Annotated in this window: 21 protein-coding genes; 3 read left to right on the top strand and 18 right to left on the bottom strand. The window is 48.3% G+C overall.

Annotated features, from left to right (window positions below; genetic code table 11):
* Positions 1-69 precede the first annotated feature (69 nt).
* Positions 70-1368, bottom strand: a complete 1299-nt coding sequence (locus NE473_RS14490) for an ABC transporter substrate-binding protein (protein ID WP_039892024.1) — start codon at positions 1366-1368, stop codon at positions 70-72.
* Between the two features lie 220 nt (positions 1369-1588).
* Entirely contained in the window at positions 1589-1924 is a 336-nt protein-coding gene (locus NE473_RS14485) for an MmcQ/YjbR family DNA-binding protein (protein WP_055651089.1), read from the bottom strand.
* A gap of 247 nt (positions 1925-2171) precedes the next feature.
* Here NE473_RS14485 and NE473_RS14480 point away from each other — a divergent pair, with 247 nt between their 5' ends.
* The gene (locus NE473_RS14480; protein WP_055651048.1) at positions 2172-2819 is read left to right on the top strand and encodes a hypothetical protein; all 648 of its coding nucleotides are present in this window, start codon (positions 2172-2174) and stop codon (positions 2817-2819) included.
* A 73-nt stretch (positions 2820-2892) separates the two neighbouring features.
* On the opposite strand, the gene NE473_RS14475 is transcribed toward NE473_RS14480, so the two are convergent.
* Both NE473_RS14475 and NE473_RS14470 read right to left on the bottom strand, forming a co-directional pair.
* The gene (locus NE473_RS14475; RefSeq protein WP_055651049.1) at positions 2893-4077 is read right to left on the bottom strand and encodes a polysaccharide deacetylase family protein; all 1185 of its coding nucleotides are present in this window, start codon (positions 4075-4077) and stop codon (positions 2893-2895) included.
* A 452-nt stretch (positions 4078-4529) separates the two neighbouring features.
* The gene (locus NE473_RS14470) at positions 4530-4910 is read right to left on the bottom strand and encodes a zinc ribbon domain-containing protein (RefSeq protein WP_006772005.1); all 381 of its coding nucleotides are present in this window, start codon (positions 4908-4910) and stop codon (positions 4530-4532) included.
* A 179-nt stretch (positions 4911-5089) separates the two neighbouring features.
* On the opposite strand from NE473_RS14470, the gene NE473_RS14465 reads away from it, so the two are divergent.
* Positions 5090-5674 carry a P-loop nucleotide/nucleoside kinase family protein gene (locus tag NE473_RS14465; RefSeq protein WP_006772006.1) on the top strand — a complete coding sequence of 195 codons (585 nt, stop codon included), beginning with the start codon at positions 5090-5092 and terminating at the stop codon, positions 5672-5674.
* A 123-nt stretch (positions 5675-5797) separates the two neighbouring features.
* Here NE473_RS14465 and NE473_RS14460 read toward each other — a convergent pair whose 3' ends face one another.
* The 5 genes from NE473_RS14460 to NE473_RS14440 all read right to left on the bottom strand — a co-directional run bounded on the left by NE473_RS14460 (position 5798) and on the right by NE473_RS14440 (position 11892).
* Positions 5798-7273, bottom strand: a complete 1476-nt coding sequence (locus NE473_RS14460) for an aldehyde dehydrogenase family protein (RefSeq protein WP_055651050.1) — start codon at positions 7271-7273, stop codon at positions 5798-5800.
* Positions 7274-7600: 327 nt separating this feature from the next.
* Positions 7601-7813, bottom strand: a complete 213-nt coding sequence (locus tag NE473_RS14455) for a DUF378 domain-containing protein (protein WP_002605301.1) — start codon at positions 7811-7813, stop codon at positions 7601-7603.
* 191 nt (positions 7814-8004) lie between these two features.
* Positions 8005-9510 (bottom strand): AAA family ATPase, encoded by a 1506-nt coding sequence (locus tag NE473_RS14450; protein ID WP_055651051.1) that lies wholly within the window; start codon positions 9508-9510, stop codon positions 8005-8007.
* Positions 9507-10826, bottom strand: a complete 1320-nt coding sequence (locus tag NE473_RS14445) for a vWA domain-containing protein (RefSeq protein WP_055651052.1) — start codon at positions 10824-10826, stop codon at positions 9507-9509. Before NE473_RS14445 ends, NE473_RS14450 begins: the two co-directional genes overlap by 4 nt.
* A 37-nt stretch (positions 10827-10863) precedes the next feature.
* Positions 10864-11892, bottom strand: a complete 1029-nt coding sequence (locus tag NE473_RS14440) for a leucine-rich repeat protein (protein WP_055651053.1) — start codon at positions 11890-11892, stop codon at positions 10864-10866.
* 439 nt (positions 11893-12331) lie between these two features.
* Here NE473_RS14440 and thrS point away from each other — a divergent pair, with 439 nt between their 5' ends.
* Positions 12332-14233, top strand: a complete 1902-nt coding sequence (gene thrS / locus NE473_RS14435) for a threonine--tRNA ligase (RefSeq protein WP_055651054.1) — start codon at positions 12332-12334, stop codon at positions 14231-14233.
* Positions 14234-14281: 48 nt separating this feature from the next.
* Here the strand turns inward: thrS and NE473_RS14430 are convergent, their stop codons facing one another.
* The 9 genes from NE473_RS14430 to NE473_RS14390 all read right to left on the bottom strand — a co-directional run bounded on the left by NE473_RS14430 (position 14282) and on the right by NE473_RS14390 (position 25690).
* On the bottom strand, positions 14282-14947 hold the full coding sequence (locus tag NE473_RS14430; RefSeq protein WP_022030377.1) for a hypothetical protein: 666 nt from the start codon (positions 14945-14947) through the stop codon (positions 14282-14284).
* A 96-nt stretch (positions 14948-15043) separates the two neighbouring features.
* Positions 15044-16189: a glycosyl hydrolase family 18 protein gene (locus tag NE473_RS14425; RefSeq protein WP_055651055.1), complete on the bottom strand. Its 1146-nt coding sequence runs from the start codon at positions 16187-16189 to the stop codon at positions 15044-15046.
* A 109-nt stretch (positions 16190-16298) separates the two neighbouring features.
* A complete protein-coding gene (locus tag NE473_RS14420) occupies positions 16299-17279 on the bottom strand; it encodes a Gfo/Idh/MocA family protein (RefSeq protein WP_055651056.1) in 981 nt (326 codons plus the stop codon).
* A gap of 6 nt (positions 17280-17285) precedes the next feature.
* Positions 17286-19361, bottom strand: a complete 2076-nt coding sequence (locus NE473_RS32850; RefSeq protein WP_155560831.1) for a beta-galactosidase — start codon at positions 19359-19361, stop codon at positions 17286-17288.
* Between the two features lie 48 nt (positions 19362-19409).
* Positions 19410-20231 carry a carbohydrate ABC transporter permease gene (locus NE473_RS14410; RefSeq protein ID WP_055651059.1) on the bottom strand — a complete coding sequence of 274 codons (822 nt, stop codon included), beginning with the start codon at positions 20229-20231 and terminating at the stop codon, positions 19410-19412.
* Positions 20231-21145 (bottom strand): carbohydrate ABC transporter permease, encoded by a 915-nt coding sequence (locus NE473_RS14405; protein ID WP_055651060.1) that lies wholly within the window; start codon positions 21143-21145, stop codon positions 20231-20233. The genes NE473_RS14410 and NE473_RS14405 overlap by 1 nt, the downstream gene beginning before the upstream one ends.
* A gap of 28 nt (positions 21146-21173) precedes the next feature.
* Entirely contained in the window at positions 21174-22478 is a 1305-nt protein-coding gene (locus NE473_RS14400) for an ABC transporter substrate-binding protein (protein ID WP_155560832.1), read from the bottom strand.
* A gap of 31 nt (positions 22479-22509) precedes the next feature.
* Positions 22510-23448 (bottom strand): glycyl-radical enzyme activating protein, encoded by a 939-nt coding sequence (locus NE473_RS14395; protein ID WP_196411669.1) that lies wholly within the window; start codon positions 23446-23448, stop codon positions 22510-22512.
* Positions 23429-25690 (bottom strand): pyruvate formate lyase family protein, encoded by a 2262-nt coding sequence (locus NE473_RS14390; protein WP_055651063.1) that lies wholly within the window; start codon positions 25688-25690, stop codon positions 23429-23431. The genes NE473_RS14395 and NE473_RS14390 overlap by 20 nt, the downstream gene beginning before the upstream one ends.
* Between the last annotated feature and the right edge of the window lie 246 nt (positions 25691-25936).

Below are 25936 nucleotides of genomic sequence, written 5' to 3'. Positions count from 1 at the left end.
TTTCTGAAAGTTACGGCCGCCGGTTTATTCTCCGGCGGCCGTAATCAGCTTACACTTTTTCTCTGTTCATTATTTGCATGCTTCACCGATTTTAGAAAGGAACTCATCCACCGTGATTGTGCCGTTGGAAACACTCTGGATTTCACTTTCAATGCTGGTCTTGAATGCGGATGGGCCGCAGTCATTGACCGGTGTCCCGGATACCCTGGAGGCCCCGTTTACTGCTTCTACGAACTGCATCTGAAGCTTCGTCTCTTTCCCGCTCATGTAGCTGGTCTGATCCTGCGCCGACATGCCTACGCCATTCTCCCAGCCATACTTGGATAACTTATCCGGCTGATACATATAGTTTAAGAATTTGATCGCCTCTTCTTTTACCTCAGATTTCGCAGACACCGCATAACCGCCGCCGTTCCACGCCGCAATATCCGTAGCCGCGCCTTTTCCTCCGGCAATCGTTGGCATGGTGAAAACTCTGATATTGGTTCTGACCTCTTCCGGAATGTCTTCGTTCATGGCCATGGAGGCCTCCCAGCTTCCCATGTAGAACATGGCTGCCTGCCCGTTGGTAAATAAGTTCATGGCCGTTCCGTAATCCTGGGAATCGTAACCATTCTGGAACAGGCCGGCATCCGCCGTCTCTTTTAAAATCTCTGTCGCCTGTTTGAATGCCGGGTCCGTGAAATCCCCTGTGCTCACAGCGTTGCTGACAATGCCCGTATAGTCTCCGGTCAGTTTAAAGAGGATATCAGACAGGTAGATTGCCATCGGCCAGCCGTCTCCGCCATCCATGGCCAGCGGTGTAATCCCCGCACCGCTGATTTTCTGAGCCAGGTCTAATAATTCATCATACGCAGCGGGTACTTCCCAGCCGTTGTCCTTGAACATTTTCTCATTATAATAGAAGCCGGCCACGTCTGTGTTTCTGGGAAGGCCATACAGCTTGCCATCTTTCTTAAAGCCTTCCAGGGAACCGGAGATAAAACCATAATCTGCATAGTCTGCCTCATTTAACTCAGCAAGCACTCCCGCATCCAGCACCTCGTCTAAGAAGGATGGCTGTCCCCAGATACTGACGACGTCCGGCATGCCCTCCATGGAGTATGCCTTGAACTTCGTCTTATACGCTTCCTCGTCCAGAGCTTCCACTTCAATTTTCACATTCGTATTTTCCTTCATATAGTCATCGATAATCATCTGTTCCACCAGACCCTGACCATTTTTTCTGTCCGGCAGGTTCGAGAATACTTTTAATGTAATGGTGCCGTTGTCATTTTTTGCCGTTGTCTCCGATTTGGAACCACAGCCTGTTAAAGACGATGCCAGCATGGCCGCCGCCAGTACCACCGATACTAATTTATGCTTCATGATTGAAACCTCCCTGTTTTGTCTTATATTCAACTCTCTGCGCGCGCTTTTTATTTGATAGTTAAATTCTACCATCGATTATATGGAAAAAACAGAGACTAAATTTCTAAAAGGGTGCAATATTTTCATATTCATTTGGCTGGACGGGTGGGTGAACCCTTTCTGAAACAACGTGCTTCTTTCTGAACAAAAAAAGGCGATGGTACAGGATCCTCCTGCCTCATCGCTTTTCCATTGTCAGATCATAACTTTCACCGATCATTCTCTTTATATCCTGATCCGGAACCGTACCATCCAGTAAAATCGTATTCCAATACTTCTTATTAAGATGGTACCCCGGAAGTACGCCCGGAAATGCATTTCTCCAGAATTCCGCCCATTCCGGATCACATTTCACATTCACGCAGGTATTTCCCTCACGCGTATAGATCCACGCGAATACTTTCTTATTCTTTCTATGCCGAATCACCGCCCACTCCGTGTCATGAAACGGATAGTCTTCATAGACGTCCGGATAGGTCAGGCAGTATTTTATTAAGTCCTGTTTTGTCTTCATCGTCATAGCATATCCCCCTGATTATATCACACAGATACTTTTCCTTATTTATTATACTGCATTCTCCCCTACGTTACAACGTTTTCACCTTATTGTAACAGCCGTTTTTATTAATTGATCAATATTCATCATAGCTTATTACCGGTAAAGAATTTTTAAATGTTCCCTTTTTTAGTTGACACCCATCCTGTTATCTTTTAAATTAGAAGTATAGAAAACGACATGTCTCTTTTGAAAGGAACCGGATATGAGAAACCTGGTATTAAACACTTTTCTGACACTCATTGGGACTGTTGCAGCGCTTACATTATCCAGCTGTCAACAGACTGAACAAACAGCCGCTCAGAATGAGACCGTTGTCTTTCAGCTGACTCCCTCCACCGCAGGCGTTGGCGAATTTCTCAGGCAGTTTAAAGGTTACGAGACCACATACGACCAGGATATCTGTTATAATATAACACCAAAGGATATTACAGACCGCTATGATTTTTGCATATTTAAGTATGATACATCCTGCGGCAGTTTTTTGTCGTATGATAAGGAAGTATATCCGCTTGGCATATGGTTTGGGGGATACGGCGTGACATCATTTGCTGTCTCCGACTTAAATCAGGATGGATATTTTGAACTGTTCTTCACTTATTCCTGGGGCTCCGGTGCGCATCGCTCCCTCGTCGGATACTTTGATTCTGCCACAAAGGAAACCGTTCTCCCTGATTTCATTTACTGGGGAAATGATATGGTATTAAATACAGACAGCAACGGGGTTTTAGGGATTTACCATGCAGACTGCGATATTGAATCCTTTGTAGACATTGAAATGGAGGCGAAAAACAGGTTAGCCTCTATTGTATGGGAATCTCAGGAAATATCTGTTGTGGAAGAGACTGAATAGCAAAACCCCCCGTTGAGAACAACGGGGGATTTTCTTTATACTGCAGCCACAGCCACCAATATACCCATATCTGTCAAGGCCGGAACCTGCTGTACACCTTCCCCGGCTGTATTCCGCCTCTGTAACTCGCCATCTCACTAACCGTCACCAGCTGAAATCCCATAGCTTTCAATTTGGGGATAATAACCTCTGCCGCATCAGCCGTAGGACCGTATATGTCATGCATCAGTATGATATCGCCGTCTTTTACATGGCCGATTACCGCATCAATCGTTTTCTGCTTATTCTTGGTTTTCCAATCCAGAGTATCGATAGACCAAAGCACTGCAGACATTCCCATAGATCCTACGGTCTTCATCGACACATCATTCTTTGCGCCGCCCGGCGGCCGCATGAGCACCGGTGATACGCCTCCCGCCATGCGGATATGATCATTGGTCTGCTCTAACTGGGACTGAATCCCGGCGGCGTTCAGCTTCGTAATTGCTTTATGCTCATACGTATGATTGGCCACTTCACAGCCCAGTGCGGTCATCCTCGCTACCGCCGCCGTATTGGCTTTTCCCTTCACCCGGTTTCCCACCATAAAGAAGGTGGCACGTCCACCGTTTGCCTCCAGACTGTCCAGAATCCGGTTGGTAACGGGTGCGTGGGGTCCATCGTCAAAGGTCAGTGCAACCATAGGCCGGTTTGGATCAATACCGGTTTTCTCCGCTTTTTCGCCGGGAATGGCTGCACCTTTTGTAATGACTGTCATGCGCATTCCTGTGATTTTAAGCCCGCTTCCCTCCTGGCCTGCTGTGCCCTCATCGTTTCTAACCCAGGAAGACCATGTCCCATTCTGCTGAATGGAGTAGCAGACATCGTACAGATCTTTCAGTCCTCCGGTCAGCTGCATACGTAGCGCGGCAGCCGGCGCTTCTCCCTCCGTATGCCCCGCCATCACAGCTCCAGCCGTCCATTCCGTCCAGCCGGAACCGCTCACCTCCACCTGGTATTCCAGGCCGCCGGTGACGTTCTGGGGCTGATTAATTAAAACAGCCTGAAAACCTGTCATATAAGTACCTTCCGGTGCAGTGTACGGTGTATCATCTGCCTGCTTATCACTCCAGGCAGTGGGATAATTGAATGCCTGATAGCTTATTTTTACAGGCTCCTCCGCCCGGGCGCTGATTGCCTGCACGGGAGCCTGGATCGTACCTGCAAAGACCAGAAATACCAGTGCCAATGCTTTTATTTTCCTATGTAATCGTTTCATCCTGTTACCTCTTATCTCTTTTCTCTTATCTTTATCTGTCTTTTCTTTATCTGTCTTTTCTTTATCTGTCTTTCCCTCTTAACCTCTAACTATAATCTTTAGACGAGCCACAAAAAAGAAAAGTTTCAACCATGTAAAACTTTATGAAATATTTTATTCCTCCGGTATTATATCACCTATTCCGAGTAAGCTTAAAAGGGATCTGCTGGAAGACAGCCCGCCAGAATAAACGCATTTTTTCGTAAGAGTCAAAATAACAGTGAGAAAAAATCGAAACAGAAGTAAGTAAAGATCAAAACAGCAGTAAGCAAAGATCAGAACATCAGTAAGCAAAGATCAGAACATCAGTAAGTAAAGATCAGAACATCACAAAAAAGAGACTCCCCCAAAAAGAAAAGTCTCCTGTCATTGCTCTCTTGCCCGATCTGCTGCATGTGCCCAGTCACTATATGTTAAAACTTCCTGCCGCATTTGGGGCAGTACTCAAAATCTTCTTCCGTCTCATACCCGCAGGCTTCACAATGCTTCCGGTTCCAGCCGGATGTTCTGCGGCCTGCCTGTACAAGTGTTAAATCTGTCTCGGTTATATCGGCCTGTTCACCGTGTCCCAGCCGTTTTCCAACCTCCGGGTCCAGCTCATAAACAGTGCTGCAGCATGACATCTGTACGTAATAATGGCGGTTCCATTTTATAATGGGAATGAAAAAAAGGCTGAAATAGGAGTATGTCATAAAAACCTGATACCGTCCGTAACCGCCGCATTGCGCACAGATAACGGTCTTCGCATAATCCAGCATTTTCTTCCCCTGACTGATTCCAAAAACGAAAAACATAGTAAATCTCCTTCACGAGTAAATTTATAGATTTCAGTATACCATATTTTTTATATTCTGCTAATAATCTTTACAGAAATCCGCCTTGAACTTTTACAGACAAACCATTTATAATAAGCGTAAACTATCACAGTCTGCCATTTGCAGGCCGCAAGAGGAGGAAATATATCTTGAAAAAAATGATACTGGTAACCTCACCGCCGGCATGCGGAAAAACCTACATCTCGAAACAACTGGCAAAAAATCTGAAACACGTCGTCTACTTGGACAAAGATACCCTGATCGTCCTGTCAAACCGTATTTTCGATGTGGCGGGCGAGGAGCGCAACAGAAGTTCCGATTTTTTTGAATCCAATATCCGGAATTTTGAATACGAGGCTATTATCAATATTGCCATGGAGGCATTGGATTATGATGATATCGTCCTGATTAACGCACCATTTACCCGTGAAATACGCAGCCCGGAATACATGGACCAGTTCCGGAAACGGCTGGCAGCCAAAAATGCCCGGCTGGAAATCATCTGGGTTGTAACAGATCCCGAGATCTGCCACCAGCGCATGATCCGGCGCAACTCCAGCCGCGACACCTGGAAATTGGAAAACTGGGATCAGTATATCAGCGGCGTGGATTTTTCCATTCCTTCAGCCATCGACCGGCCGGACAGTTCTGAGGATGACCTCCTGTTATTCTATAACTCCACCGATCAGGAGTACCAGGAATCCATGAAACGAATTGTTGGAATTCTGGAAGAAGACTGCTGAGTGAAAGGAAAGATACAAAAGCCGGCCAGACCGGCCGTATACAGAATCTTCCTTACTGGATATTCCTGTACACAGCAGTCTGGCCGGCATTTTATGATCGAGATCCGATTACGCTGCGGCGGATCAATAAAATCCCGATGGATTTTCAGACAAATTAATCATAATGTTCTTCATCTGAGTATAGTGCTCCAGAATAACCTTATGGGTCTCGCGGCCGATTCCCGACTTCTTGTATCCGCCGAATGGCGCGCCGGCCGGGATGGCGTTATACGTGTTCACCCACATACGGCCTGTTTCGATTGCACGGCAGACACGGACAGCCCGGTTGATATCGCGGGTCCACACGGCACCGCCCAGTCCGTACTCACTCTCATTGGCCATACGGATGACCTCCTCCTCATCCTTAAATTTCATCACAACTGCTACCGGTCCGAAGATCTCTTCCTGCGCAACCCGCATGTCGTTCGTCACATCTACCAGCAGTGTCGGCTTTAAGAAGCATCCCTTTGCCAGTTCTCCCTCCGTGATTCGTTCACCGCCGCAGGCTACTCTTGCTCCCTCCTTCTTTCCAATCTCTATGTAATCCAGAATCTTATTTAAATGTGCCTCGTAAATCTGAGATCCCATCATCGTGTCCGCTTCCCAGGGAAGCCCCACTTTTACACTGTTAAACTTCGCAACCGCCTCTTCCACAAACCGGTCATAGATATCTTCATGCACAAACACACGGGAACCGGCGCAGCATACCTGACCCTGATTGAAAAGAATTCCCAGCTGAAGGCCATCCATCGCCATATCCCATTTGCAGTCCGGGAAGAAAATATTGGCCGATTTGCCGCCCAGTTCCAGGGTGGATGGAATTAATTTTTCCGAAGCCGCACAGCCCACCTGGCAGCCTACTTCGGAAGAACCTGTAAATGCCAGCTTCCGGAAGCCTGGATGCTCCAGCATATACTGGCCTGACTTCGATCCTCTGCCTGTCACAATATTAAAAACACCTGGAGGCAAAATTCCGTCGATCAGCTTCGCCAGCTCCAATACGCTTAAAGAGGTATAGCTGGAAGGCTTAAATACCGTACAGCAGCCTGCTGCCAGCACAGGTGCAAGCTTCCATGCCGCCATTAAAAACGGGAAATTCCACGGTACAATCTGGCCCACGACGCCAATCGGTTCCCTTAAAATCAGGCTCAGCGTATTCTCATCCAGCATGGCCGCCTCACCCTCTTCCGTCCTCACCGCTCCGGCAAAATAACGGAAATGGTCGGCCGCATACGGAATATCAATCGCCATGGTCTCCCGGATCGGTTTTCCATTGTCCAAAGTCTCCAAAAGCGCCAGTTTTTCCTTATTCTGATCGATCACATCCGCAATCTTTAACAGCGCATCTGCCCTCTCCGCAGGCGTCGTCTTTTTCCAGCTCTCCCACGCAGCCCAAGCGGCGTCCACCGCAGCGTCCACATCCTCTCTCGCAGCTTCCGCACATGTAGACAGATATTCCCCATTAGCCGGACAGTAGGATTTGAATGTACCGCCATCGGAAGCGTCGACCCACTGGCCGTTGATGTACAGGTTATAGCTCTCTCTTGCTACATTTTCCATATCATGTCTCCTTCCTGATAAAAATTTTGGTGCAGGGCATTCTCCGCAACCCTGCCGCACTCTTTTGTTCTATTTTCAGTATAGCAGTTCGCAAAAATAATAGCAACAATAGATATTTTATTCACAATTAATTCTATTATTTTTGTATATATTATACATTTTCTGACAAATTTATGTTTTGATCGTTAATTAACTATCAAAATCTTTTTTAGATTAAAGGTACTTCTGCATAACCCAAATGGCAGAATCTCATTCCAGATAAATAAAAAAGCGGGAGAACTGCCAAGACCCAAGGGCCTGTCAATTCTCCCACCGTTTTCCTGTTAACTATCTTTCTGTACTTACTTCTGAGCGACCATAAAAGGTGAGCAGGTATAATCCGCAGATTCCTACCAGCGCATATACAATTCTGGATATCCAGGACATGCTGCCGAAAAGGAATGACACCAGATTAAAATTGAAGAATCCTACCAGACCCCAGTTTACCGCGCCGATAATGGCAATGGTAAGGGCCGTATAGTCCAATGCTTTGTTACCCATGGCACTACCTCCTTGTTGTGAGCACCCGGCGGCTTTTTCTCCGCCTGTGTGCGATAACTGCCTCCTCTCAGAGACGGGAAGAAGTTCCTTTCCCTTTGAAGTGGCTTTCTTTTTTTATTATGGGGAAGTTTTTGGGATTTTATACACTTTGTACTAAATTAACAGACAATCTTTCGCTGTCTTACCTCACATCATCTGCCCAGATGGTCAATCCGCTCCTTTATCTCATCCTCACGCCGGTTAAATAAAAGCCGCTCGTTGTACTGATAGTATCTCCCGCACTCGTATTCCTGAAGGAATTTTATGCTGTAATAATTCGTATTCAGTTCAGTGATAAACACTGCCATCTCCTGGCTGTCGCCAAAGGTTATCTCCATAAAGTCAAAGGCGTGTTCCAGCATGGCTCCGCTTTCATCAAACTGTGTCTCATATACTTCCCGCTCACGGCCGAAGTAAGACTTTACCGTCTCCCACGCTGCCTCCGGATCCGGAGCTTCCGCAAAATGGATTTCTTTTTCATACTGCTCCAGGAGATGTTCCACATCGCGATGCAGATAATCGCTCTGACGATTTAAGAGTCCGGCCTGCCGCTTCTTTTCCCACGCCTGTTTAAATTCCTTCCTCACAGTGCAAAGGCGCGCTTCCATATCTCCGGACAGACTTCCGTCATGCAGCTTCTTTAACTCCGCCATCAGAATTTCCAGTTTTTCCGCGTCTCTTACCACCTGCTTAAATCCGCCGTTCAGCTTCGAGAGAAGGAGGCCGATCACATTCAGCTTCTCATCAAACTGGGCTCGCTTTAACTTATTAGAGAGAGTTTCCCGTACGGAACCGGATAGAATCTCATCGATCTGATAATCGTCCTGATATTTATAATAGAGTTCCAGATAATTGGCAAAATCCCTGGCAATCTTGGGAAACTGAAGGTACTGTCCAATTACCTCGCGATCCGTTTTTTTGCCCAGCTTCTCATACACCTCAATGAGGCGTGACAAGTCTTCCCAGCCTCGCGGCGTGGCGAACAGGCGGCCATCCACCGTTGTTTCAATCCGGCAGAACGACTCCGGTCTCGCGTTCAGATAGGAAATGATGGCAGGATGGATTGACTGTTCATACGCATACTGCTTCCATACCTCATAGTCCGGCTCTACGTGAATCATTTTAATTCGATCCAGCGTCACCACATCAAAATCTCTTACAGATTTGTTATACTCCGGCGGATTGCCTGCTGCCGCTATGATCCAGCCCTCCGGAATCTGATGGTTTCCAAATGTCTTGCACTGTAAAAACTGCAGCATTGCAGGCGCAAGCGTCTCTGAAACGCAGTTGATCTCATCGATGAACAGAATTCCCTCCGAAAGGCCGGTCTGTTCAATCTTATTATAAATGGACGCTACAATCTCACTCATGGTGTACTCCGTCACGCTGTACGGCGTCCCGCCGTACTCTTTCTTTACGATAAACGGCAGTCCGATCGCGCTCTGGCGGGTATGATGGGTGATGGTATAGGCTACCAGTCCAATTCCGCATTCCCGTGAGATCTGCTCCATAATCTGCGTCTTTCCAACCCCCGGCGGCCCGATTAACAGAACCGGACGCTGGCGGACAGACGGGATTTCATAGGCGCCGTACTCGTCCTTCAGCAGATACGCTTCAATGGTATCCTTTATTTCTTCCTTTGCTCGTTTGATATTCATAATTTGTAAATCTCCTCCTCTGTCAGGATTATTTTCATCGCCCACGCCGGAACGGACACATCTTCATACTGTCCTTCCACGAAGATAAACGCCGTGTCGTAGGCCGGCATCCGGACAGGGTATATTCCCTTTCCGTCAGTAAAGTATAAAAGCCCTTTAAGCTTCTTAAATTTCCCCTGATTCATCAGTCCATTGACGTATTCAAAGGCCGGCCTGAAATCAGTCCCACCCAGACCGGAAATGGTAAATTTCTCCATATAGGCCTTCATCTCGTCCTGGCTGGTAATTGTCTCATCGGACCGTATCATCTCGTCACACTGAATGATGTGAACGTTGATTTTCCGAAAATAACTCTCGGATTCGCACAGCACGGAATACGTCTCCTCCAGAAAGCGCCGCACCAGATCCCCGGAACAGGACATGGAAGTGTCCACCACAATCACAAAATCTTCGATCCTGTGAACTTCTTTTGATTCCAGCGGTTCAATCAGAGGCATATTGCCATAAAGCTCCATTCCATACGTGTAAAACACGTAGTCGAAGGAATCCTGATCCACCTCGTTCTCTTCCCGGAGCACGGAAAATCTGCGCAGAAACTGCTTGTAATCATACCGCTCCCGGTTTTCAACCCGCACGGCCTCCAACAGACTTCTGGAGTCCTCCGCGTCCTTCTCACCGAAGGATTCCATCTCCGTCTGCATCTTCTCTCTGTTATTCTGCCATATATTTTGACGTTCCTGACGAATCCTGGGCTCTTCTTCCTCATCCCAGCGTTCATGGTTATCCACGTAAAATTCTGCGGCTATACGCTCGTATTCGTCACCGCTTAAATTCATTTCCTGAAGCGCCTTATAAATGCCTTCCGCCGTCAATACCCTGAGCTTTTCCTTAAGCTTCGCATACACTTCCCTCCGGCAGACCGACTGGTGGCGGTACACATTCTTTACGTAAAACTCATCAATGATGGATTCTATGGCGATGTCACAGGCCAGATTCCAGTACGGAACCGCCCGTTTTCCCCGTGTATCCAGATGGCTCAGCAGGCAGTGGAATACCATGTGAAGAAAAGCCCGGTTAATCAGCACTCTTCCCCGTTTATACATACTCATCAAATGCTCCGGCTGATAATAGATAAGAAATCCATCCGTCGCCACGCCGCGCCCCCCACGGTCAGCCTCAAATCCAAGGCTGCTTAAGGCCACGTCCAGATAACGAAAGTTCAAATACAGCTCATTTCTGGAATTTGTCAGTATATCATGGCAAATCTGCACCTCCTCCAGTTCGCAGAGCTGCTGCTGCCGCAAAGGATCGATCATACGGCTTCACCTGCCTTTCTCAGTTTCTCCTAATAGTCTACAATGAAAATGTTCTCTTTTTTACCGGAAAGCGCCGATGGCGCAAATCCATCAGACCGCTCAGGGCTTCCGTCTCGCCCTTCCTGCCGGCCAGTTCGATCATCTCATCCAGCGTTTCCTTCCGTTCCCCATAACGGTCTGCCAGCCAGAAAAACGTCTCTGTGTCTCCCTCTGACAGCGCCCATTCCGCGGCTCCTCCCATATGTTCCTTCAAATATTCCTCGTACGCCCCGCGATGCTGTTCCATCAATTCGGCGGGATACCTAAGCCGCCCCATGACAAGCGCACAGACGACCCGCTCCGGCTCCTGGACTTTTATATGGGGAAACAGCGCGTCGTATTTGGAAAACCGGAAATCGGTCTGCTCAAAACAGTAACGGTACATGTGGCCGCAGCCGTGCATTTCCCTCATGATGATGCGGGCTGGTGTATTTTCCACGGATTCTTCAAACATCTCCGGAAATACCAGCTTTGCCTGGAGAACCGGATCCTTTGCGGGTGCTTCCGATTCCACATAATAGTTGACATAAAGTTCCTGTCTCAGTTCCGAAATCATTTCTTTCAAACAGGAACGGCGGTGCAGAACTATGTGAATATCCATGTGTCTGATACTGGTGCATCCTGTAAACAGACCGGAGCCCACATCTTCGATCGCACTCCAGCACCGGATGGTACCAAGTTCAAAGCAGTTATAGAATGCGTAGTTGCCGATTTTTTTAATCGTGCGCGGAAGAATGATTTCTTTTAAGTGACCGCAGCATGCCACAGGCGGAAGCTCTTCTGCTTCCACAGTGCCGGTTTCTGTCCCCGCTTCCATCCCATGCTTTGCTTTTCCTTCAGCATCGGCCAGCAGAATCGTTCCTGCCGCCTTTAACATTTCCCGCCGTCCCCAGCCCTCGGAAAAAGCGTACGCTGCCAGCTCTGTTACCGGTTTTCCGTCTATCGTCTCAGGAATCTCGACCAGACCATCGTAGCTTCTGCAGCCCAGTATCACGATTGTTTCGTTCTTAATCTGATATAAAAACATGAAAAAGACGTCCTGCCTTTCTGTTATACGTATCTGGAGTTATAAATAGTACGATTGACTGTATAACAGATGAATATAACAGAAACAGCCGGGAATTGCAATGGATAAATTTTCACTTGACAAACCAAAAAGAAAGGTATAACCTAAGAATCATAAAAGTAAAACAAACTGCACCGACGGAACCAGTACCCATCTTAAGTGCGTGACAGAGAGAAACGGCATACCTGCTGAAAGCCGTTTTCCGTACAGTATGGCGAACACCACTCCCGAGCACCGGCAAACCAATGGCGGCGTATCTTCTGCGTTAAGGAAGCAGTGTCTCACGTTTGGACACGAGCGAAAAATCAAGGTGGAACCGTGCATCCGATATTCATGCACCCTTGGACAGGATTATTCTGTTCAGGGGTGTTTTTTGTTAAATTAAATAAGGAGGATCATCATGAAAGTAACGTTAAAAAATGGAGAAGTGAAAGAATTTGACAGCCCGCTGTCCGTGTACGAGATCGCGGCATCGTTAAGCGCCGGTCTGGCAAAAAAGGCGTGCGCCGCGGAGATCGATGGAACCCCGGCGGATCTTCGCACCGTTGTCGCCAGCGACTGCGCGCTCACGATTTTGACTTTTGATGACGAAGGCGGCAGGGCAGCCTTCCATCATACCACATCCCACATACTGGCGCAGGCTGTTAAACGGCTGTTCCCGGAGACAAAGCTTGCTATCGGGCCGTCGATCGCAGACGGATTTTACTATGACTTCGACCGCCCGGAACCATTTTCTCCGGAAGACTTAGAGGCTCTGGAGACGGAGATGAAGAAGATCGCAAAGGAAGATTTGAAGCTGGAATATTTTACACTTCCGCGAAAGGAAGCCATCGCCCTTATGCAGGAAAAGGATGAATCCTATAAGGTCGAACTCATCGAAGATCTTCCGGAAGAAGAAACCATCAGCTTTTACCGTCAGGGTGAGTATACCGATCTCTGTGCGGGACCGCATTTAATGACAACAGGGCCTGTGAAGGCACTTAAGCTGACCTCCATCGCCGGTGCCTACTGGCGCGGTGACGAGCACAATAAGATGCTGACCAGAATCTATGGAACCTCGTTTCCAAAGGCTTCCGATCTGGAGGCCTATCTGACCAGAATCGAAGAGGCGAAAAAACGTGACCACCGGAAACTGGGAAAAGAACTGGGTCTGTTTACCATCATGGATGAAGGCCCGGGATTTCCATTCTTCCTTCCAAAGGGCATGGTACTGAAAAATGCTCTGACAAACTTCTGGCGTGAAATCCACGAGCGCGAGGGATATGTGGAAATCGCTACTCCCATCATGTTAAACCGCTCTCTGTGGGAGACCTCCGGACACTGGGATCACTATAAAGAAAACATGTACACGACGACCATTGATGATACGGAATTCGCCATCAAACCCATGAACTGCCCCGGAAGTATGCTGGTTTACAAATCCCAGCCCCGCTCCTACCGCGATCTGCCGCTGCGCATGGGAGAACTCGGTCTGGTACACCGCCACGAAAAATCCGGCGCGCTCCACGGCCTCATGCGGGTTCGCTGTTTTACGCAGGACGATGCCCATATTTATATGACGCCGGAACAGATTACCGATGAAATCAAGGGGGTGGTCCGTCTCATTGATGAAGTCTACAACATGTTCGGCTTCAAGTACCACGTGGAACTCTCCACCCGCCCGGAAGACAGCATGGGCAGCGACGAGGACTGGGAGATGGCGACAAACAGCTTAAGAGAAGCGCTGGATGAGATGGGATATGACTATATTATAAACGAAGGAGACGGCGCTTTTTACGGACCGAAGATCGACTTCCACTTAGAGGATTCCTTAGGCCGTACCTGGCAGTGCGGTACCATTCAGCTTGATTTCCAGCTTCCGCTGCGGTTTGAAGCGGAATATACGGGTGCGGATGGCGAGAAACACCGTCCGATTATGATTCACAGAGTGCTGCTGGGTTCCATTGAGCGTTTCATCGGTATTCTGATCGAACATTATGCAGGAAAATTCCCGGCATGGCTGGCTCCCGTTCAGGTAAAGGTACTCCCGATCTCCGACAAGAACGCGGCGTATGCAAAAGATGTATACAATACCTTAAAGAAGAACCACATTCGCTGTGAGATCGATGAGCGCCCGGAAAAGATCGGCTACAAAATTCGTGAGGCCCAGCTTGAAAAAGTTCCGTATATGCTGGTTGCAGGCGCGAAAGAGGAGGAAAATCATACGGTAGCAGTCCGCTACCGTGACTCCGGTGAGAATGTCACCATGTCAGTGGAAGACTTTGCAGAAATGCTGAAGAAAGAAATAGAAGAGCGGAAATAACCGGGAAACAGGGAGGCTGGGGCATATAACGCCCTCCTCCCTGTTCTTTTATTCACTCAATGCAGGATCATAATACGCGCCTGTGTCGTCCAGTTCATACCCATCCGGCGTGACTGTATTGGTCAGCATTGCTCCATCCGGCCCGGCATAGTACCAGCAGAACCAGCCTTTCAGCCATTGGTTTGCAGCCATGATACCATCTTCTCCAAAATAATAACGCTTTCCCTTATCCATCAGCCAGGCACTGCTTAAAAAGCTGCCATCACCCTTTTTATATTTCCAATGGTCGTTTTCCTGTATCCAGCCACCGTCTATGGTACCGTCTCCTCTGTCGTTCATAACATAAAAGGTTCCCATATTCACAGCTGCTCCGCTGGGCACCACGACGATCAGCTGAGCCTTTCCGGCATTTTTCGCATGGTAACGGATCGTATTGAGGCCTTCCTCATTCAGCACAATTTCTGCTGTTATGACGTTCATATCGGTGGTCCTTATGGCGGCGCGGCGCACCCAGCCGCTTTCCGATTTTGTGAGGATCATTTCTCCGTCAGTTCCCGCCATCACAGTCGTTCCATCATACAGGAAGGCTCCCGCCTCCTCTGAGCTGATCTCAAAGTATTCTCCCGATGTCTCAAAACCGTACGCATTTACCGGCGCCATAGCCAGGGCTGCCGTAATCAGCAGTGCCGCAAGGCATTTTCCTTTTCTCATCATAACATCCCTCCTGAACAGATAAAAATGGTTACATGGATTACATTTCTTTAATTATACCACTATTCAGGAGTTATTGAAGATGAATACAGAAAATAATTACTTTTTTACCTTATTTATTTCAAACATATCTGCCAGCAGCAGCCAGTTTGCCCGGAAGAAGTTCATAATCTGCCAGTAACCGGCTCCGGAAAGGCCGTATTCTTTTATTAAATCAAATTTTGCCTTCAGGCTTCGAACATCTTCAAACCACACTTCGTGCTGGATTCCATACTGCCAGTAACGGAAATACGGCGTCATTGCCGTCTCATCAAACTGGATAGGCACACCGTGATCAATGGCAGTTTCTATGGCCTGAAGGTTATTGATTGTCTCCGCCTTTGTTACGCCCTGCTCGTAGGGAAGAGACCAGTCATAACCGTAATTGGGGATTCCCAGGCTGATCTTTTCCGCCGGTATTTCCGTCAGGGCGTACTCTGCCACACGTCTGACCATATTGATCGGAGCTACGGCCATGGGTGGGCCATAGGTGTACCCCCATTCATACGTCATCAGCAAGACCCGGTTGGCCGCCTCTCCCAACAGTCGGTAATCGATCCCTTCATAGAGCAGCCCCCTCTGATCTCTGGCCGTCTTAGGAGCCAGCGCAACGCTTACCTGATATCCGAACAGATTCATCACCTGTCTCACAAGCTTGACAAATTCCGCATACTCCACCCGGTCCTCGGCCAGTACGTATTCAAAATCAATATCCACTCCGCCGTAGCCTTTCTGTGTCATGGTTCGCCCCAGTTCCCATATGAGAGTCTTCTGCACATCGGGACTGCGCACCAGCGTCGTCACCAGATTATTGTTGAATCTCCCATCCTCTCCCAGAGGCGTCAGTGTCAGGACAGGCCGCACTCCGGCTGCCGCAGCCGCAGTTACCATCCAGCTGTCATCAGCCAACGGGGGAACTAAGTCCCCCTCCGTCGTAAATCCATAGGAAAAGACAGATAGATCCGTCAGATAAGGGAGCGTCCAGTCCAAAGTCTCCGGGTTAATAAACGGATATGCGTACCCATTTACGTGCAGAGGGCTCTTTTCTTTTCCGTTTCTTTCATTATCCAGTAAAAGCGCCTGACCCACGGCCAGGCGATATGGATATACAATCTGATTGTCCCACAGAAGCGTACTCACGGGAATCCCGGCTTCCGCGGCTATGGAATCTACATTATCTCCGCTTTTTACAACATATATCTGCATGTCAGCATCCTTCTATCTGTATTACTACAATATATGCCTCTGGCCTCAAAAGCTGCCGAATCACAGACGATTTCCTGTCTGTGTTCCGGCAGCTTTCCCGCTGTCTTTCTTACTTATGCCACTTTGTTCTGTAAACGCTTCCCTCTGCAGAACTCCTGTACGCCGCCCTAATAATCTGAAGCGTATGTTCGGAATCCTCCAGCGTTGACAGCGGCTCTCCCGTCCCGTCCATATAGGCCAGAAACGCCTGTGCCTGATTGACAAATGTTTGATCGTACGATTCCACAGCACAAAGCCTTTCTCCGTTCACATAGAGCGCATCCGTTAAATGCATCTCTCCATCGGTTCCCAGAATCCGGATTCCGTTTAACTGCTCTGCAGCCTCGGACGCCCAGCTCTCCGTAATGACACAGAGCGATCCATCCATCATCTGCATATTGAGCTGAGCGGTGTCCTCACCCTCCAAAGCCTGAAGCCGCAGATTAGCGGTAAACGCCTGAAGCCTGGCAGGCACACCCAGAAGATAGAGCATCTGGTAAATCAGGTGGTGTCCGCTGTCGATCAATGCACCTCCGCCGGACAACGCCTTCTGCCTCCTCCAGTTCTCTGTTCCGGAGATGTCCAGAAGCTGTGCGGAAAAGAAAGAGGACTGGAGTATTGTTCCCAGCGCCTTTTCATCAAGCAGTTTTTTCATCTGTGCAAGGGGCTTCCGGTACATGAAATTATGTCCTGGAAAAAGTCTGACCCGGTTCTGCTCAACAGCACGCCTGACACGCTGATACTGCTCAGTTTCCCCTACCACCGGCTTTTCCACCAGCATGGAGACTCCGGCAGCCGCGGCCTTTAATATTTCCTGATAGTGGCAGGCAGTCACACTGCAGAGAATCACAGCATCCAGATCCCCTTTTTCCAGCATTTTATCCATACTGTCATATGGGGTTATCCGGTGTTCCTCACAGATCGCATGCAGCTTTTCCATATTGGAAAATGTACACATGCCTGCGATCTCCGCTTCCTTCTGCGCCTCAAACGCAGCCAAATGTTTCATCGCAATAAACCCGGTACCTACAATCCCTATTCGTTTTCCCATCTATAGTTACTCCCCTGTTTCCAAATTTAACAGCATTCCATCATAACCAGGAATCTCCCTTTTCCACTCCCTTCCGTTCCGTTCCCTGACAAAACAAGACCTGACTTCCGGCGTCTGATTTACAACCGCCATAACCGGTCCGTTCTTAGTCTCAAGTACTCTGACAATCAGATCGGGCGCCTCCAGCACGGAAACCAGAGCGTAGCCTTCTGCTTTAAACTGCTTTTTTATGTATTCAGCAGCAATGCAGCTCCCCGCATCTTTTACAGCCGCTCCCAAAAAGGTTCCGGTCCAGAGAATGTTCCCTTTTCCGTACTGCACCTCAGCAATGGCCGGTGTTTCATCCTCAAACCAGCCGGTAACCGTTCCCCTGCTTATCTTCATCGTCTGTCTGTAATACATCCCTTCACAAAGAACAGCGCCATCTCTATTCCAGATCGGAACCAGTCCGTCTTCGGCTCCCAAAGATATCATCTCAGCCCCAAACGCTTTTTTTAGCATCGGACATGGACAGTTAAAACTGTCTGAGTTCACCCCTTCCATGCGTATTTTGCCCATCTCAGAATAAAGACCTGCAGCTGCCTCAAGAACCACACGGCCGCCCTTACCGGCAAAATCCAGGATTTCTCTCTGTTCCTCATCGGAAAGTGACAGCGCCATCGGAACGTACAGAACCCGCAGGCCCTCATCCCACGCCGAGGCCATATAATCGCCATGGACAAACCTCACTGGTATGCCTGCCTCGATACTGGTTTGATAAACGCCGTAAATACTGTGCGCATATTTTTCTTCCTGTGCCCCTGCCGCGAAAAGAAACAGATCGGCATTTCTTGAAAGATAAATACCATTGACTGCCGGAACCGGCCTGCTTTTATCCAGTTGATACTCTTTAAAAAGCCTGGCACAGCGCCCTGCCTCCTCACTTCTTTCCGTATTTTCTCCGTCAAAGCCTGTCAGACCAAATCCGGGAGACTCCATTCCTGCCGGCTCCGGAGCATACTGCCAGTACACCACGCCCTTTCCTCCCGCCGCAACAGTATTCCAGTTCCAGATACGGATATCTTCTTTATTGGGAACCTTATGTGCCAGAAATCCGGGCACACCGGCACCGCCCTGAAGTTCTGCCTGATAGAATTCCTTTTCTCTGGACGCTGCACAGATAATTTCCGACTGGAGCATATGAGAGAGATCGTAATCGCGTTTCGTCTCTCCCATCAGCCATTTCGGAAAACTGGATAACCCGAACACATCTACCTCACGTGCGAGCAGAAATTCATCGGAAAGTTCAATTCCAAGCGCTCCGGTGCTGGATGCCCCCATGTAATCCGCGCTGGCGCTGTGGGTCTGAATCAGCTTCCCCGGCGCGCCGCGTCTCGCTGCATCTACCCGCCGTCTCAGCCATTCCGCCAGATTATATAACCAGAATCGTCTCCAGTCCATCATATCAGCATACGTCCCGAACCGAGGCGGGGGCACAATCTCTTCCCAGTCCGTATACCGGCGGAACCACGCCTCATTCAATTGCTCCAGCGACCCGTATCTGACCTTCAGCCACTCCCGAAACGCCCGTCTGGACCCCCTGCAGGCACATAGAAGCTCCTTCTTATAATCAAACATCGGCTCCAGGTGCGGTTCGTTCCACACATCAATGATTATCACACTGTTGTTATCACGGTAATGCTCTGCTGTGCGGAAAATAAAATTACATACCAGATCCGAAACTTCCGGATTATCCATGCAGAGTCCCGGCCAGCCTGCTGTTGGAAGGTTAGCCGGCCCCCCCATAGTGATTTTCTTTCCCTCTACCGTCTCGTAGAGGCAGTCCGGATACGCCTCATACAGCCAGTACGGCGCACCTTCCGGTATCACGTTGATTATCACATTCATGCCATTTTTTTCTGCAAGTTCTGTCAGCCGGTCCAGATCATCAAAGATAAAATGATTCTGCTCCCGCTCGATATCATTCCAAACCGCCCAAAGCTTTACCACATTAAATCCAAGCTGCTTCATATTTATAAAATCGCGTTCCCAACACGTCCTGTCCGGGAATGGCGGTCTGTAATACTGTGCTCCAAAATACACGTTCTGTACCTCCGTTCATTCTTTATGTTAACAATTGATATTCCATGCTCAGCCCTTAACCGCCCCGGCAGTCAAACCGCTGACGAGATACTTCTGAAGGAAAAAGCCTGCAATGATAATAGGCACCATAACAATCGTGGCCGCCGCGCTGGACTGTCCCCAGTCTACCGAAATCGCCCCTACGAATCTGGAGACCCCGACAGTAAGCGTATAGGTGTGAAGATTTGTGTACTGCATGGAGAACAGCAGTTCATTCCACGAATACTGCATGACCAGCAAAAGTGCGGACCCGATCGCCGGTGAGAGAAGAGGAAATACAATTTTCCAGAATACCTGCATTCTCGTACAGCCATCCAGTTTTCCCGCCTCAAATAAGTCACCTGGAATATCCCGGATAAATCCAAGTACCAGCCAGGCTACAAACGGGGCGTTTACCGACACATGAGCCAGTATGGGACCTACATAGGTTCCCAGAAGATGCACCTTGTCAAGGATAATATAGAGCGGAATCATAATGGTAATCGTCGGTACCAGTTTGGAAAACAGCAGGAATGTGGAAATCCGGTTTCCCCAGTTGGATTTCATGATAGCAAGCCCATAGGCCGCAAGGCTTCCCAGCACGATGCTGATAATGGTCGTCGACATGGCAATAATAAAGGAATTACCGAAATACGACAGAAAATTACCCTGTTTAACGATCTTCACATAGTGCTGAAGAGTCGGAGTAAAGAAAAACTGAGGAGGCATTTTCCGTATCAGAAGCGTCGGTTTAAAGGAATTACTCACAATCATATAGATCGGAAAGACTACCGTAAGCACCACAATCAGGCCGAACAGTGCTTTCCCGCATACAATCATTGATTTCTTCATTACTGCAGTCCCTCCTTGTGTGCTTTTGCATTATAACGGATAAAGACAATACCAAATACCAGAAATGAAAGGATCATGCTGGCATTGGATATGGTCATTGCATACCCCATGTCAAAGGTATCGAATCCAAGCTTATACGCATAAAGGCTGAGCGACATGGTGGAGTTATTAGGGCCGCCGCCGGTCAGGGCGTAGATGATATCAAAAACCTTGATGGCGTCCACTCCGTTAAACAGAAGGATGACCATATAAACCGGAATCAGCCCCGGAAGAGAGATATGGAAAAATTTCTGTATAAATCCGGCTCCATCCATTTCCGCTGCCTCGTAATACTCCCCCGGTATGCTGAGAAGACCGGAACTGAGCACCACAATAACAAAGGGAATAACCTGCCAGCAGTGAGCAATGACTGCGCAGAGCATGGCCGTGGACGTTCCCGCAAGACCCGGGAACTGTTTGGAGGTGATTCCAAACAGTCCCAGAACCCAGTAGACGAGTCCGCCATTCATATTGAACATGTATTTCCAGATCAGGCCTATGATGATGGGAGAGACCAGGAGCGGCATGGTACAGATCGGCCGGAGAATACTTTTTAACCGCCCCGTAAGACTCTGAAGCCATACTGCAATCACAGTCCCAAGAATCAAATCCCCGGCAATGGCGGCAGCTGTGAAATACAGCGTATTCCCTGCTGCCTTTAAAAAAACTTTGTCCTGAAACAGCCTGATATAATTGCTGATGCTTATGAAATCCTCTTTAAGGTCAATACTGCCCATATGATAATTGTAAAAGCTCATGAACACGCCGTATAAAAGAGGAATGAACATCACCACAAACACAACCAGGATACTGGGCAGAAGCAGGAGGACGGGCAGTAAATCCCCTTGTTCCAGTAAGTTTCTTTTCCGTTTCATTGTTATGTTACCTCCCATCCTCTTCTCATTATCTGTCAAATTGATAATCTTTGCACGTCTCGTTGTAAGACTTAATTAATGCAGCCGAATCCGTGTCCGGATCAGTGGCAATCTCTGATAAAACCGCCTGTAATCCCGTCAGCATAGTGGAGGAATCCCCTGCCGTAGGCAGAATTCTGGCGTGAGCAAGAGCTTCTGTAACCGCAGGCAGATACGGAATTTTCTCCAGAACCTCCTGGTCTTCAGCCAGCTTTGGCAAAGCCGAGATGGATCCGTTTGCCAGAGACGCTGACTTTTCCTGTTCCGGGCTTGTCAGCCATACGGCCGCCTGAAATGCTTCATCCGGATTCTCACTGTTAGCCGCCACAGACCAGCCCCAGAAATTAGCGGTTCCTACATAATCCTTGTCTCCAACACTGGGCATACCTGCAAATTTAACGGTTTCTGCCACTGCCGACTGTTCCGGATCCAGGTATGCGGAACAATTACCGGAAAGGCTGATACTGACAGGAGCCACCCCATCCTTCATCGCCTGTCCCACATCATCCACATGCCAGGTCGACGCGCCATCCATTGCGTACTTACAGAGTTCCTGCCAGATGGCAATCGCCTGTACAGCCTCATCACTCCCTAAATCAGCCTTGCCATCCTTTATAAACTCACCGCCGCAGGAATAGAGTATGGCACCGAACAAATCGACCGCCGCCTGTCCCTGCATGGCCGGAATCGCGATACCGGTCCCCTCATTTTCCTTAAACCATCTGGCGCATGCAATCAATTCGTCAAACGTTTTCGGAACTTCTCCGCCATACCGCTGCATGGCAGCCTCATCATACGCCAGTATGGAGGTCTGTGTAAAAGTCGGAAGAGACATGATGTTTCCATCAACTGTCATAGTGTCTAAAAGGCTCTGGTTATACATACTTAAATCTATTTGATATTTTTCGATGTAATCATTTAAAGGAAGAAGCCAGCCATTTGACGTGTAATCCGGGCACCACACTTCGGCTACATAGATCAGATCATAATCCCCGCCTCCGCTCTTCTGCATACTGAGCGTTTCCTTTTCCTTCAGCTTATCGTACGCCACATCGTCAATCACGATTTCAGAAGCCGTATACCCCTTTACCAGCTCCTTCTGATCGTCGGACTGGCCGCCCGACCATCTGGTCGCTACCAGTTCCACACCGGACACCTCCTGTGTCGTCTCTTTCCCGCTCTGCGCAGACTCCGCCTGTACTGCGGCTGTCCCTTTTGTTTCCGTTCCGCCTCCGCAGGCCGTAAGACTCAGTGCTAAAACTACCGTCATACCCAAACTTAATACCTTCTTCATATCTGTTACTCCCTTCCTTGCACTGTTTGTGCTATTTGTTTTTAAAATAGTTGATAAACACAGGCAGACCCAGTTCTTTCAGTGCAGCCAGCCATGCTTTCTTCTCCTCTTCTGCCGCGTCGGGCCGTTTTCCCAGTCCCTGTACAATGGCCGCCTGTACTGCCTTGGAGGCTCCCATACTGTGGTACGGCATAATTTCAAATGCTTCAATCCCCGGTTGACAGCGGTAGAACTCAGCCAGTTCACCGAAAAAGTTCTCTGTATCGTTTACCCCGGAGATTAACGGTATCCGAATTACAACCCGGCATTTATTTTCGAGAAGCAGCTCCAGATTCCGATAGATTTCATCCGCCCTTACACCGGTTAAACGGGGATATGCCTCTTTTTCCCCCTTTAAATCAAACAGGAATAAGTCCGTCAGGGGAATCACGGCATTCAGCTGTTCTACGGCACAGAAGCCTGAAGTCTCCAGACAGGTATGTATGCATTCTTTCCTGGCCATCAGCAGCAGTTCTTTTAAAAAGTATGGCTGGAACAACGGTTCTCCCCCGGAAATGGTTACACCTCCATGCCCCGTTTTCTCATAAAAAGGTCTGTCCTTTTTTACTTCTGCCATCACATCCACGGCCGTTACGCTTCTGCCGATCGTTTCCAGCGCCCCGTAACAGCAGACCTCCGTACATGCTCCGCATCGGCTGCATGCCTCCCGGTCAAACTGATGTTTTCCCATCACCATCCGGTGCGCTTTCCGGGGACAGACCTCTGCACATGCTCCGCATCCCGAACATCTGCTTTCCTTATACGAGATGGTATCACTTATGTCGTAGGATTCCGGGTTATGGCACCAGATACACCGAAGCGGACAGCCCTTTAAGAATACGGTCGTACGGATTCCCGGCCCGTCATCCAGGCAGAAATGCTGTAAATCAAAGATTTTTCCAATTTTTTTATCAGTAGCTGGCCCGTTCATAGATCTCCTTCTGAACATCCTTTTCCAGCATGACAAACCTGGCCGAAAATCCGCCGACCCTCACAATCAAATCACCGTACTCCTCAGGCCGTTTCATTGCATTCTCCAAATCGTCCTTTCCGATCACCGTAATCATCGCCTGACTGCCGCCTCTGTCGAAATAATCTTTCATGGCAGCAATTACCTTATCCTCAGATCGTTCCAGAAGCTCTTTTGTAAAACGGAAATTCTGTACCATCCCGGCATGGTTTATATGTGAAGGTTTCAGCAGGCTGTTAATCATGGAGGTCAATCCCTTTGTCTCGACCACAGATTCCGGATTATTGGCGTTGGCCGTTGCGCATCCGGACTTTCTGCCGTTTGGCATCGCTCCCACCCATCTTGCCAGTGTGGTATTCTGTGCATTGTTTATGTAAACCGGCAAATAACTCCTGAGACCAACCCGTTCCGCCTGGGCCTTTGCTGTCTCATTGAAAAAATCCTGTAAATCTACAAACATTGCATCTGCTTCCTCATGATCTACACCATATTTCGGAGCTTCCAGCATCATTTTTCTGGCAGCCGGGTAACTCTCAAAGTTATCAGCAAGCGCCTCCATCATCTCTTCCGCTGACATCCGTTTTTCGTCAAAGATCAGTTTCTTAACTGCACATAAACTGTCTGCCGCATCAACCGCTCCGTAAAACTCCAGAGTTCCAGCCAGATATTCACAGCCCCCTTCAAAAAGTGCCTTTCCCTTATCCACGCAGCCATCGTAAAGGACGGAGGCCATCAGAAACGGATGCCTGGCTCCTGTAATCTCATATTCATACGCTTCAAACTCAGCCTGCGCCTCTATATAATATTTTGCATGCTCCTTATAGAAATGGTAAAACTCTTCAAAACTGCTGCACGCGGAGAGCTTCGGTGTTTTGGGACCGATCGCCCAGCCCCCTACCGGATCCCAGCCTCCGTTTACTGCCAGTTCCATAATTTTCGCAGCATTAAGGGATCCACTGGGAGTTGCCACACTGTAGTGCTCAAACTCATATTCTCCGCATCCGAGCATGATATAGTGTTCCGCCATCTCCCTCGGCACACCATATGTACTCATGACTCCCGGTACGATCACATCATCATTATAGAGAAGCGGGTATGTCCTTCCCTCCTTAATACACTCAATCGCTGCCTTCATGACACATTCCGGTGTATCTTTATGAAACCGGAGTGTAAATTGCGGAAGAACTTCCTTTACAGTTCTGCACGCTTCAATGGCCAAAAGGCTATAACGGTCTCCCGTCTCCGGATTACGCCGGCCATATCCGCCTACAATTACGCGTCCATCCGTTTCACAGTCCAGATGATCAATCAGCTGAAAGAAATTCTGTGTAATTTTAAGTGCTTCCTCTTCCGTCAGGATGCCATGGTCAATATCATGGCAGTAGAGATCACCAAAAAACACATCACATCTGCCGATATCAATGATTGGCGTCATAAGACAGTACATCCACACCAGCTGGACTGCCTCCAGATAAGATTCCGGTTTCCGATGCTGATTAAAGTAAAGTGCATCTTTAAGCTTAAGCAGCTCCTCTTTCCGCTTTCCCTCTGCGCTTTCTGCCATATCACCAGCCTGCTTCTCATAGTAGTGCAGCATCTCCTTCAGCAGTTCAAACATCTGAACAGATGCTTCCAGAAACTGAAGCTGTTCCTCCTCAAGTCCGTTTCTCTTCATTGATGCAGAAAGTTCCTCCATCATACCCGGGATCCCCTTGAGTACCAGCTTATCAAAGTCGAGATAGCAGCCCGCCATTCTGAGAATCGGACAGGCCGGCATGGGAAGCTTATCCCACTGATCAGATATCAAGGCCTTTTTTAAATGATCCGGCATGTGTTCCATCACATAACGGTCCGTATTTTCCTTTTTCCAGAATACCAGCATATTGTTCAAATCTTCACGGTATTTCAGGCTTCCGGCGCCATTCTCCAATTCCTTCACCACTTCGTCCTCGTGAATATAGAATCCGAACCCTCCGGTCTGATGCTGAATCCCAAATCCCACCGGGCCGAACTCATGGCGTCCAGCCAGGACGTCCTGATCCTCAATCGGATGGAGAATGGCCGGATACAGGGCTTTCATGCATTCTGCTTCAATCTTGTATTTATTCCCCCTCCACTGTTTTACAATCCTGCGGTATGCCTTTGTAAACGCAATCTCCACTTCCAGATTTGATCTGGGGTGGGCCACCTTAAAATGATTCATAGCTGCCTCCTTAAATTGTAATAAATTATCCACTTTTTTCCATCATCTGCGTTTTGGGCGCACTTGACAGAGTGTGCATTTTTCACTGGTATTCTCAATAATAAACGCACTTTTTATAGATTTTTTATTTAATCTTCTTGTTTTTGAGTAATTTTGATAGCATAAATGTACCATAAAAAAAGAGCGCTGTCTTGTCTTGCCTTTCCCTATTTATTGTGCTATATTGACATATATGGAAACCATTTT

It is taken from the genome of Hungatella sp. SL.1.14, from assembly GCF_024460495.1.
In the GTDB taxonomy this organism is placed as follows: Bacteria; Bacillota; Clostridia; order Lachnospirales; family Lachnospiraceae; genus Hungatella; species Hungatella hathewayi.
The sequence above is the reverse complement of the archived record's forward strand: the minus strand, read 5'-3'. Positions and strand labels throughout refer to the sequence as shown.

Coding starts and splice junctions, on each gene's coding strand:
- NE473_RS14490 (WP_039892024.1), bottom strand. CDS start 1,368: ATGAAGCATAAATTAGTATCGGTGGTACTGGCGGCGGCCATGCTGGCA.
- NE473_RS14485 (WP_055651089.1), bottom strand. CDS start 1,924: ATGAAGACAAAACAGGACTTAATAAAATACTGCCTGACCTATCCGGAC.
- NE473_RS14480 (WP_055651048.1), top strand. CDS start 2,172: ATGAGAAACCTGGTATTAAACACTTTTCTGACACTCATTGGGACTGTT.
- NE473_RS14475 (WP_055651049.1), bottom strand. CDS start 4,077: ATGAAACGATTACATAGGAAAATAAAAGCATTGGCACTGGTATTTCTG.
- NE473_RS14470 (WP_006772005.1), bottom strand. CDS start 4,910: ATGTTTTTCGTTTTTGGAATCAGTCAGGGGAAGAAAATGCTGGATTAT.
- NE473_RS14465 (WP_006772006.1), top strand. CDS start 5,090: ATGATACTGGTAACCTCACCGCCGGCATGCGGAAAAACCTACATCTCG.
- NE473_RS14460 (WP_055651050.1), bottom strand. CDS start 7,273: ATGGAAAATGTAGCAAGAGAGAGCTATAACCTGTACATCAACGGCCAG.
- NE473_RS14455 (WP_002605301.1), bottom strand. CDS start 7,813: ATGGGTAACAAAGCATTGGACTATACGGCCCTTACCATTGCCATTATC.
- NE473_RS14450 (WP_055651051.1), bottom strand. CDS start 9,510: ATGAATATCAAACGAGCAAAGGAAGAAATAAAGGATACCATTGAAGCG.
- NE473_RS14445 (WP_055651052.1), bottom strand. CDS start 10,826: ATGATCGATCCTTTGCGGCAGCAGCAGCTCTGCGAACTGGAGGAGGTG.
- NE473_RS14440 (WP_055651053.1), bottom strand. CDS start 11,892: ATGTTTTTATATCAGATTAAGAACGAAACAATCGTGATACTGGGCTGC.
- thrS (WP_055651054.1), top strand. CDS start 12,332: ATGAAAGTAACGTTAAAAAATGGAGAAGTGAAAGAATTTGACAGCCCG.
- NE473_RS14430 (WP_022030377.1), bottom strand. CDS start 14,947: ATGATGAGAAAAGGAAAATGCCTTGCGGCACTGCTGATTACGGCAGCC.
- NE473_RS14425 (WP_055651055.1), bottom strand. CDS start 16,189: ATGCAGATATATGTTGTAAAAAGCGGAGATAATGTAGATTCCATAGCC.
- NE473_RS14420 (WP_055651056.1), bottom strand. CDS start 17,279: ATGGGAAAACGAATAGGGATTGTAGGTACCGGGTTTATTGCGATGAAA.
- NE473_RS14410 (WP_055651059.1), bottom strand. CDS start 20,231: ATGAAGAAATCAATGATTGTATGCGGGAAAGCACTGTTCGGCCTGATT.
- NE473_RS14405 (WP_055651060.1), bottom strand. CDS start 21,145: ATGAAACGGAAAAGAAACTTACTGGAACAAGGGGATTTACTGCCCGTC.
- NE473_RS14400 (WP_155560832.1), bottom strand. CDS start 22,478: ATGAAGAAGGTATTAAGTTTGGGTATGACGGTAGTTTTAGCACTGAGT.
- NE473_RS14395 (WP_196411669.1), bottom strand. CDS start 23,448: ATGAACGGGCCAGCTACTGATAAAAAAATTGGAAAAATCTTTGATTTA.
- NE473_RS14390 (WP_055651063.1), bottom strand. CDS start 25,690: ATGAATCATTTTAAGGTGGCCCACCCCAGATCAAATCTGGAAGTGGAG.